At 68.8% G+C, this 9,680-nt stretch carries 9 protein-coding genes and 2 pseudogenes; 4 read left to right on the top strand and 7 right to left on the bottom strand.

Annotated features, from left to right (window positions below):
* Positions 1–330: 330 nt before the first annotated feature.
* Positions 331–780: a DUF6069 family protein gene (locus ABZ671_RS31875; protein WP_357865057.1), complete on the bottom strand. Its 450-nt coding sequence runs from the start codon at positions 778–780 to the stop codon at positions 331–333.
* 68 nt (positions 781–848) lie between these two features.
* Positions 849–1,727 (bottom strand): NAD(P)H-binding protein, encoded by an 879-nt coding sequence (locus tag ABZ671_RS31870; RefSeq protein ID WP_357865055.1) that lies wholly within the window; start codon positions 1,725–1,727, stop codon positions 849–851.
* 115 nt (positions 1,728–1,842) lie between these two features.
* Between ABZ671_RS31870 and ABZ671_RS31865 the strand changes: the two genes are divergently transcribed.
* From ABZ671_RS31865 to ABZ671_RS31855, 3 genes and pseudogenes are all read left to right on the top strand, one after another.
* Complete coding sequence (locus ABZ671_RS31865) at positions 1,843–2,817, top strand: AraC family transcriptional regulator (RefSeq protein WP_357865053.1); 975 nt, start codon at positions 1,843–1,845, stop codon at positions 2,815–2,817.
* Between the two features lie 103 nt (positions 2,818–2,920).
* Positions 2,921–3,208: a hypothetical protein gene (locus tag ABZ671_RS31860; protein WP_357865052.1), complete on the top strand. Its 288-nt coding sequence runs from the start codon at positions 2,921–2,923 to the stop codon at positions 3,206–3,208.
* A gap of 232 nt (positions 3,209–3,440) precedes the next feature.
* Positions 3,441–3,857, top strand: a pseudogene (locus ABZ671_RS31855) (DUF2236 domain-containing protein); the annotation flags it as partial.
* An 807-nt stretch (positions 3,858–4,664) separates the two neighbouring features.
* Here the strand turns inward: ABZ671_RS31855 and ABZ671_RS31850 are convergent.
* The 5 genes from ABZ671_RS31850 to ABZ671_RS31830 all read right to left on the bottom strand — a co-directional run bounded on the left by ABZ671_RS31850 (position 4,665) and on the right by ABZ671_RS31830 (position 9,096).
* Complete coding sequence (locus ABZ671_RS31850) at positions 4,665–5,348, bottom strand: VTT domain-containing protein (protein ID WP_357865050.1); 684 nt, start codon at positions 5,346–5,348, stop codon at positions 4,665–4,667.
* Positions 5,349–5,383: 35 nt separating this feature from the next.
* Positions 5,384–5,932 (bottom strand): phosphatase PAP2 family protein, encoded by a 549-nt coding sequence (locus ABZ671_RS31845; RefSeq protein ID WP_357865048.1) that lies wholly within the window; start codon positions 5,930–5,932, stop codon positions 5,384–5,386.
* 106 nt (positions 5,933–6,038) lie between these two features.
* Positions 6,039–7,448, bottom strand: a complete 1,410-nt coding sequence (locus ABZ671_RS31840) for a HAMP domain-containing sensor histidine kinase (protein WP_357865046.1) — start codon at positions 7,446–7,448, stop codon at positions 6,039–6,041.
* Between the two features lie 73 nt (positions 7,449–7,521).
* Complete coding sequence (locus tag ABZ671_RS31835) at positions 7,522–8,199, bottom strand: response regulator transcription factor (protein ID WP_357865044.1); 678 nt, start codon at positions 8,197–8,199, stop codon at positions 7,522–7,524.
* 117 nt (positions 8,200–8,316) lie between these two features.
* The gene (locus ABZ671_RS31830; protein ID WP_357865042.1) at positions 8,317–9,096 is read right to left on the bottom strand and encodes a hypothetical protein; all 780 of its coding nucleotides are present in this window, start codon (positions 9,094–9,096) and stop codon (positions 8,317–8,319) included.
* 167 nt (positions 9,097–9,263) lie between these two features.
* Between ABZ671_RS31830 and ABZ671_RS31825 the strand changes: the two are divergent.
* A pseudogene (locus ABZ671_RS31825) lies at positions 9,264–9,446 on the top strand (IS256 family transposase); the annotation flags it as partial.
* Positions 9,447–9,680: the final 234 nt, after the last annotated feature.

Genomic DNA, 9,680 nt, shown 5'->3' with positions numbered 1-9,680 from the left:
AGTTATGTCCACAACGTACAGACGATCACGCGGTGGCCGCCTCGCGTCCACCCCGCTCTACCAGCGGCATCTCAAACGGCGGCTGCCGTACTAGGAACGCCCGGCACCCGCCCACCGTTCGTCGGTCACTCCCCTCGCGGCCGACGCCTTGAAGAACATGAATCCGGCGGACCTAGGTGCCTGACGCTCCACGCGCGTCCCCGACTATCGGGAATCGCGTATGCCCTCGGGGAGTTGGCCGCACCGACATGACATGGTGCGGCCAACTCGCATCGGCGGCAAGGTTCGATCGTGACCGTCGCCGGGGCGCCCTCGGCGGCCACGCACCGCCTATTGGTGGCGTTGTTGGCCTTCAGGGCGGTTTCGCCCAAGCATCGGGACAAGGACGCCTGCCACGGCGACGTGCATGAGCGACAGGACCGTTTTCGTGCCGGCCGTGGCTTCGATGCTGAAAATCGGTGCTGCGAGTGAGAGGGCCAGGATTGCGAGAGCGAGCACTGTCCAGATAGTTCTGGCGTGCGATAGAAATCGTTCGAGCACAGCGAGTGCACCCCAGCCTAGCGCGCACACGGCGAGGGTGGAGCCGGCGACCATGGGCAGGCCAACGTCCATAGGTGGCTGGCCGTTGCGCTGGTCGACCGTGAGTTCGACGTCGAGGAGCCAGGCGGCGAGCCAGAGCAGGCTGGTGGTTAGTACGGCAGCCGCGATGGCGGCCGCTCGTAGCTGGATCGAAGAGCGGGTGGTCTCCGTCGACGTGGGCGTAGACGATGCGGTCTTCATCAGATGCTTTCCTCTCGTGGATTGGGGCTACGTGCGAAGCGACGGAAGCGGCTGGAACTGACGCGCCATCAGACGGAGTTTGTAACTGGCCCATCGCCAGGTGGAGGTGATGCATCGCGCGCGGCCCGCATGGCGGTGCGGAAGGCGTGCGAGTGCTCGGCCACCCAGGAGCGGAACGGGCTCGCCGCCGCTGCGGTAACCTCCTCCACAGTGGTGGTGACCGGTGCGGGACCGGCGGTCATCGCGGCTTGGGCGTGCAGGATGCCGTCGACCGCCTCGGGGGGCCAGCCGCGGGCCAGCATTCGCCGCCGAGCCTCCTCCGGGGATGCCTCCTCCCACCGCACTGGGGAGCGGATCACCTCGCCGATGACCCGCACCTGTTCGGCCTGCGTCAGCGACTGCGGCCCGGTCAACTCGTACACGCGGCCGCCGTGCCCGTCCTCGGTCAACGCCCGCACCGCGACCCGGGCAATATCCCGCTCGTGTACCAGCGACATGGCGGCCTGGCCGTACGGCTCACGCACCACGCCCTCGGCGCGGATCTGCTCAGCCCAGCGCAAGGTGTTGGCTGCGAAGGCGTGCGGGCGTAGAACCGCCCACTCCAGCCCGGACTGTTCGATCAGTTGCTCGGCTCGCCGCTCGTTCTCTCGTATGGCCGCCGAGGACAGGTAGACCACCCGTCGGGCGTGCTCGGCGGCCAGCGCCAGCACTGCGTCCAGGCCGTCAGCTGAGGCGAACGGCCAGACCAGGAACACCGCCTCGACGCCCTCGACAGCCGTACGCAGCGAATCCGGCACCGACAGGTCACCGTGCACGGTCTGGACGCCAGGCAGATCCGCTGGCCCGCGGGTCAACGCGCGCACCTCGGCCCCGGCCTCCGCCAGTTGCATCGTCACGTGGCGTCCGACCGTGCCGGTAGCTGCCGTGACCAGAATCCGTTGCGCCATCCGATGCCCCTCCCGTTGACGGCGACTGATCATCAACGGTAGGAAAGGCCCGCGCGATAACGAATGCTTGAAAGTCCGGGATTTATACGCGATCGTCTCATGCTAGCGTCATAGCATGGATCTGCTCAGTGATGCGATCGCGATTTTGCGGTCCGGGCGGCCCCGCTCGGCGCGCGTCGCCTGGCATGCCCCGTGGGGTCAGCGCTTCCCCTCTGTTCCCGGATCGGCGGGCTTCCAGGTCATCCTGCAGGGCTCGTGCTGGCTCATCCCTCCCGTTGGCGATCCTGTCCCGCTCGGCGTTGGCGACGTGGTGTTTTTCCCCCATGGTCACGGGTACGCCCTTGCCGACAGCCCCTCGGCGCGGCTGGCCGAACCCGTGTGTGACCCGTTGGAGGACGCCGAGCTGTTCGTCTCCGACTTCGTCGGGCACAACGGCCCGGTCACGGTGACTCTGTGCGGCGGCTATCAGCTCGACCCACGCCACACCCATCCGCTGCTGCGCGACCTGCCCGAGGCGATCCACCTGCCAGCCCGGCTCGGCCACCACCCAGAACTGCGTGCCGCCATCGATCTGCTCGGCAACGAGATCAGCCAGCCGCGCCTCGGCGCCGACACCATCGTGCTCGCCCTGCTCGACATGCTGCTGCTCTACATCCTGCGTGCCTGGTTCGAGCAGTCAGCCGCCCCGGCCGCCGCCACCGGTTGGGCCACCGCACTGGCCGACCCCGACATCAGCGCCGCCCTGCATGCCATCCACCGCGAACCCGCCCACCCTTGGACCGTCCAGAGCCTTGCCGATAACGTCAACCTGTCGCGGGCCACATTCGCGCGTCGCTTCACAACCCTGACCGGGCAGCCACCCCTGACCTACCTCACCTGGTGGCGTCTGACCATCGCGGCCCGTCTTCTCCGCGAATCCGACGCGCCACTCAACGAGGTCGCCACCCGCGTCGGATACACGTCTGAATTCGCCTTCGCCAACGCCTTCAAACGCCAACACAGCATCGCACCGGGTAAATATCGCCGCAACAGCACACACGGCGATCCAAGTCCCTTAAATCAGCCCGCCATCGGCGCTCTTCCCAGATGAGCGGGGTTCGCGGCAGAGGTCGACCCGGGCGTGAGGGGCTCGCAGCTCGTCGTTGATCATCTTAGTGTCGAGTTCGGATGGTCACACTTGAAGAGCAGCGAGCATGGTCAACGATACGACCCGGCTGCTGGGCCTGGACGGCCTGGTGGCCGAGCGGGTCGAGCTGGTCGCCGCAGGCGTCCCGGTGGTGGACCTGGCCACCGGCTGTGAGCAGGCGCGACGCTCCGCCAGGCATCGCCTCGTTCGAGACCTTGCCGCGGCAGGTCATCAGAATTGCGGCGTGGAAACCCGGCCGTTTTGCGGCCGGGAGGAAACGGGCTCTTCGAACTTGGTGGGGGTCTGCGGGTCGGCTGAAGTTTCACTGTGGACCCTAACTGATAGATGCCCGTAGCCCTCGTAGACCATGCTGTTGTCGAAGCAAGATGATCACAACAGAAGAGCTACGGGCGTGGTTAACCCCTACGATCAGGCCGTCAACTCGCCCCCAGCGGGAGCTCCGCATCTTCATACCCGAGGAAGGCGCGACCGAGCACGTCGGCCTCGACCACCTGCCCACGTGAGCACCTTCATCGCCGACTGGGTCGCCGGACACCTTCCACTACGTCGCGCCTCTTTCCCCGGTCCGGATGGGCATCACCGACATCCCCGACTCCTACGAGGCGCTCGAGACCTGGTTCGACGCCCACGACGCTGCCCACCTGAAGCCGAACGCCGACGCGGCTGCCATCGAACGGGCCACCCGCATGCTGATGCTCACCCGCATCCCAGGACCGCTCACACCGCTGGGCAACGCCTTGGTCAGCGCCATGTACGACGAACGCCTGCGAGCCGCGATGCAAGTCGCTCCGCCCGCCTGGCCCGTCAGGGCTGGCCTTCACCTCGCACTGAAGGGGCGCTCCCGGCTCCAGCGCTGGTTCGGCAAGCCGCGGACCACAGCGTTGTTCGCCGACGGGATCAACACCAAGACCTACCCCGACGGGTACGACATCAGCCAGCTCGGTCCCCAGCAGGACCACTTGACCGACCGAAGCAGGGCATGAGCGGCCAACCGGAACTGCTGTTGCCCAGGCGGCCGGGTGACGCGCCTCGGGTGCCTGGGCACGATCGCGTCGCTCCGCTCATCCTCGCTGTGACGCCCACTTTTGCGTTGGCTGGTCGTTCGACTGGCCGTCCCGGCGGGCCAGGCCAGCCGCCGTACCTGCGATCACTGCGGGGTCGAGGTAAGTCCGTCGAGTTCTGGCTGGGTCGCGCTGCTGCCGGGCGGTCGATGCGGCCGGTGTCGGCATCGAGTTGCTGCCGTTCCGTACCTGCTGGAGCTCTGCGTCGCGGTGGCGGTGGTCATCGTGGTACTCGCCGCTCCAACGAATCCGGTGATGCTGGCTGGCCTGTGGTGGGCCGGGTGCGCCGTGCCGCTCGCGTTCATCGACGCTCAGGTGCACCGCCTACCTGACGTGCTGACCTTCCCGGCCGCACCCAGACCGCCTGCCGGCCCTCGCTCACCTCGAACTGTCCGGGGCCAACGTGAGCGACCTGTACCGGCTCGCGGACCTGCCCCGCCCACGGATGCTGGAGCTCTCCCTGACCCAACGGCGGAACTACGTGTGCGCGGTCCGCTGCCGGCACGGCTGGCTGCCGCCCCGATGGCCGCACGGCGCCCGGTGCGGCACGATGCAAAGGACCGCTCCCCCACTGACCATACGAGGCGACGGGCCCCACATCCAAAATGATCGATTGTGTAAACCCGGCTGATCGGCCAAGCGGTTCCTCGGGTCGGGCCTGGCGTCCTCGCCGCCGCCTTCGCAGGCATAGTTCAGTGGGGCGGCACGGCCGGGCAGCGCCCGAGCCGGTCAGTGCCGGGGGCCCGGTTGCGCCCCAGCCGGGCTTGTGTCCTCCGGCGCGGCCTTCCGTCGGGAGCGAAGCAGTTGGAGGCCGATCGGCAGCACGGACACCACCACGATGCCGACGAGGATGAACTCGATGTTGGTCTTGACGAAGGCGATCTGGCCGAGGAAGTAGCCGAGGACCGTGACGCCGACGCCCCACAAGACCCCGCCGAGAATGTTGAAGATCAGAAACGTGCGGTAGTGCATGCGGGACACGCCGGCGATGATCGGGGTGAAGGTCCGGACGACGGGCACGAAACGGGCCAGCACGATCGATCGGGCGCCGTAACGGGTGAAGAAGGCGTTGGCGCGCTCCACGTACTCCTGCTTGAACAGCCGTGAGTCGGGTCGGCGGAACAGGCTCGGGCCGACGCGCCGGCCGAACAGGTACCCGACCTGATCACCGGCGATGGCGGCCACGGCCACCAGCAGGCACAACAGCCACAGCGGCTGGTGCACGTAGCGGCCGTCGGCGACGAGCAGCCCGGCGGTGAACAGCAGCGAGTCACCCGGCAGGAAGAAGCCGATCAGCAGTCCGGACTCCGCGAAGACGACAGCGAGGATGCCGATCAGCCCGAACGTGGAGATCAGCCACTGCGGATCGAGGAAACCAGGCCCGGCGGCGAGGAACGCCTGCGGCGTTGACACGGGGAAAACCTCCAGGTAAGCGAAGCGGGCGTGGGTCAGTGGCCGGTGGCGGCGCTCGGCCGGCGGCGCCGGTCCCATCGGTCGTACGCCCGCCCGCCGATGTCCACGACACTGACGGCGGCGGCGGCGATGAGCGCGCCGACGAGCACGTCCGCCGGGTAGTGCACGCCGGTCCAGATACGGGCGAATCCGATGATCGCGGCCAACACCGACAGCGCTACCCCGCAGCGCCAGGACAGAAACGCCCCGACCGCGAACGCCACCGCAAACGCCGCCGTGGCGTGATCGCTGGGCAGGGACGGGCCCGGGTCGTGCGGAATCAGCTGGTGCACGGTGTGGGTCTGGAACGGCCGCACCTCGCTGCTGACGGCCGCCACCACCTGCCCGGTCACGAACGCCACGCCCAGCACCGCCACGACGCGTACCACCGCCGCCCGCGCCTGCCGCAGGCCGCCCAGCAGGGGCACCGCCGCAACGACGCCGAGCACGTAGATCAACCAGACGGCCGACCATTCGAAGACGTCATCGACCTGGTCGTTCTGTCCGGCTGCGGCGTTGATGAGCTGGAACAGGTGGTAGTTCATCGCGTCTTCGGCTCCACGGCACCCGGCTCCTCCACACGGCCGGCTGCCTCCAGCTTCCTGCGGGGCGGCTGAGAGGAGCCTGAAACACCTGGTGGGCCGGGCCGGGTCAGCCGGGTGGGGCGTCGTCGAGCGGCAGGCGGATCCGGACGGTCATGCCCGGGCCGGGCAGCACCTGCACGGTACCGCCGTGCGCGGCGATGATCTCCCGCGTGATCGGTAGGCCCAGGCCGCTGCCACCGTCGACTCGGGACCTGCTGTCGTCAAGCCGGACGAAACGGCCGAATATTCGCTCGCGCTGCTCCTCGGGTACGCCCGGCCCGTCGTCGGTGACGTCGACGCAACCCCACCCGTCGCGGACGGCCACCCGCAGGGCCACCTCGGAGTGCGCGTGCCGGGCGGCGTTGTCGACCAGGTTGCGCAGCGCCCGGCCCAAATCTCGCGCGTCGCCGTGGACCCGTACGGGCGCGAGTTGGGCGCGCACGGTCAGGTCCGGGCGACGGGTGGCGATGCGGACGCGCTCGGTGTAGGCGAGGTCGTCCAGGTCGACGTCGTCGTGGCGCCGAGCGGGGCCGCGCTCGTCGATACGCGCCAGCAGGAGGAGATCCGAGATCAGGTGGCCGAGGCGTTCCGACTCCAGGCGCAGCAGCCCGACCAGCTCGGCGGTGGGGCCGGGCAGTGACGCGATCGCCAACCGGTCCAGGCCGGCCTGCACGGTGGCGAGCGGGCTGCGCAGTTCGTGGCTGGCGTCGGCGACGAACCGCCGTTGACTCGCCGCGGCCGTCTCCAGGCGGTCGAGCATGTCGTTCATCGTCTCGGCCAGCGCCGCCACCTCGTCGTGTGCCTCGGGCACCGGCACCCGGGCGTGCAGGTCGCGGGCGGTGATGCCGGCGACCCGGCGGCGGATCGCCTCGACCGGGTGCAGTGACCGGCCGACGAACAGGAATACCGCCGCGCCGACCACCAGCAGCATCGGCGGCAGTCCGGCGGTCAGGATCGCGGCGACGGCCTCGGTGCTCTCGTTGACCGGCCGCAGGGACTGCGCCACCAGCACGGTGCGGGTGCCGGTGGCGGTGGCGACCCCCTCGGCGATCACCCGGTACGGGTCCTCGTCGGCGAACGGCAGCAAACGCTGTTCCCGCAGCGCCTCGCCGGGTTGGGGGCGCAGGGAGGACAGCGGCGCGGTGCCGGCGAGCGCGGCCGAGGCGGCCTCCACCCGCCCGGACGGGGCGAGGACCTGCACCAGCGTCTGCTCCCGCGGGCTGGGCTTCAACGTCTGGGCGAGCGCGACCTGGTCGCCGGCGGCCACCGCCGAGGCCACCTCGGCGGCCCGTTGCCGCGCCGCCGCGTCCACGTTGCCGGTCAGGTCCGCGCGGGCCAGGTAGACGAACGCCGCCGCCGCGACGGCGAAGGCGAAGGCCACCGCCAGCGCGGCGGCCAACGCCGACCGTAGCCGCACCCCCAGCCGCCGGCGCACCCATCGAACCGCCCCCTGCAGGAGCTCGTATGGGCCGGCCATGACGGCAGCGTAGGCGCCCTGCCGCTGCGGGAGTTCTGAGACGACCGACGGCACGCTCTCGCCAGTCGTGCCGTCAGCCACCGTCGGCCGCCAACCGATATCCCACGCCACGCTGCGTCTGGATCGCTGCCCGGCCGAACGGCTGGTCAATCTTGCGGCGCAGGTAGCCGACGTACACCTCGACGATGTTGGGATCGCCGTCGAAGTTGGCATCCCAGACGTTCTCGATGATCCGGCTCTTGGACACCACGTCGCCACGGTTCCGGATGAGGAACTCCAGCAGCGCGAACTCCCGCGCCGTCAGCTGAACCGGCTGCCCGCCCCGGGTGACCAGCCGCCGCGCCGGATCCACCGACAGGTCGCCCGCGGTCATGACCACCGGCCGGGCGGGCGCGCCCCGGCGGACCAGTGCCCGCAGCCGGGCCACCAGCACCACGAACGAGAAGGGCTTGGTCAGGTAGTCGTCCGCGCCGAGATCGAGGGCGTCAGCCTGGTCGTACTCGCCCTCCTTCGCGGTGAGCATCAGCACCGGCGTCCAGATCTCCCGCGACCGCAACCGCCGGCACACCTCGTAGCCGCTGAGGCCCGGCAGCATGATGTCGAGCACGATGACGTCGTAGGCGTACTCGCTGGCCGCCCACAGCCCATCCGGACCGGTGTGCTGCACGTCGACAGCGAAGCCCTCGTCGGTCAGGCCGGCGCGGAGCACCTCCGCGAGCGCCGTTTCGTCCTCGACCACGAGTAGTCGCACCAGTTCCGCCTTTCTGTCCCGGGCCCCGCCATCCGCGGCGGGTCGACGTCGCTTCCGATAGTCCCTCGGGAATGCCCCGACGACCGGCCCGCACGTCGTGGGTTCCTCGATGCGCGTTCACCGCTGTGGCGCCGCGGCCCTCCGCTCAACTGGAACGACCGGCACGGCGGCGTCCCGCTTCGTCACGCTCAGGTAGAGAATCAGGACCACGATCGCCGCCAGGAAGGATCCGCTGGTGAGCACCGTACCGAGACCGAGACCGCCGTCGTCGCGAGCCTGGGAGAGATAATCACCCAGCGACGCGCCGAGCGGGCGGGTCAGCACGTAGGCGATCCAGAACGCCAGGATCGGATTCATCCACGACCCCGCGTACGCGGACGCCACCACGGCGATCAGCGCGGCGAAGATCAACCCCGAGCGCCAGTACCCCAGATCGAGGCCCTCTGCCAGCAGGTCGCCGGCGGCGGTGCCGAGCGCGAAGGTGAACAGAATCGCCGCCCAGTAGAAGCTCTCCCGACGTGTGGTGACGATCGAGTGGATCGACAGCGTCCCCTCGCTGCGGTGCCAGACGACGAAGGTGGCCACGAGCGCCACGGCGAACACCGCGGTGCTCACCGCCAACGGCACGCCGAGGTTGTCGGTCAGGTTGTCCGTGATCAGCGTGCCGACGATGCTGATCAACACGACCGCCAGCCAATAGATCCCCGCCACGTACCGGGCCGTTCGGAACTGCCAGACAAGCACGACGGCCAGCGCGACGGCCATGATCAGCGTCGTGCCGGTCAGGCCGAGGTGAAGGTTGACGTTGAGAAAGTCCGCTGCGGTCTCGCCCACCGTGGTCGACAGCACCTTGATGATCCAAAAATAGACGGTGACTTCCGGAACCTTGTTCAGCATCTGCCGCACTCGTGGCGGGTCGCTTTGCGTGTTCAGTGTCATACGCGCCAAACTTCCACTCTCATCCTGAGAGCAGGCTGAAGCGACGTGCTGGCCCGGTCAGGCAGCGCCCGGCCGTACAGCCGGGAGGCTGCCGGTCGAAGATGCGGCTGTCGGTGGCCTGACTCATCCCGTTCCTCGACTACGACGTGGAGATCCGTAAGGTGATCTGCTCGACGAACGCGATCGAGTCACTCCTGGACAGGAACCGACCGGGACCGGTACGACCCGATGGAGGATGCGTTGGAAACCCGCGTTGAACGCCTTCGCCGTCACCTTGCGGCCGCTTCCCAGCCGCTGAGACCTCCTAACAAGATCGCCGGAAACACCGTTAGCGAGGCTCTGGCTCACTTTCGGTGGTGACATTCGGTAGCGGCATCGCAGGCCTACGCGCGAGCCTCTAGCGCTGGCACTTCAGTTTCCGGCTGGTCCCTGTAGAGAGGCTGCCACCTTGACATCCTCCCGGCCCTGAAGGGACCGGGATTCCCACGGTCGCCCGTGAGGCTTCCTGTTTCATCGCCGACTGCCTGTCCGGGAGGACTTCT

It is taken from the genome of Micromonospora sp. NPDC006766 (assembly GCF_040636055.1).
Classification (GTDB): domain Bacteria; phylum Actinomycetota; class Actinomycetes; order Mycobacteriales; family Micromonosporaceae; genus Micromonospora.
This window is presented reverse-complemented; position numbering and strand designations above follow the sequence as displayed.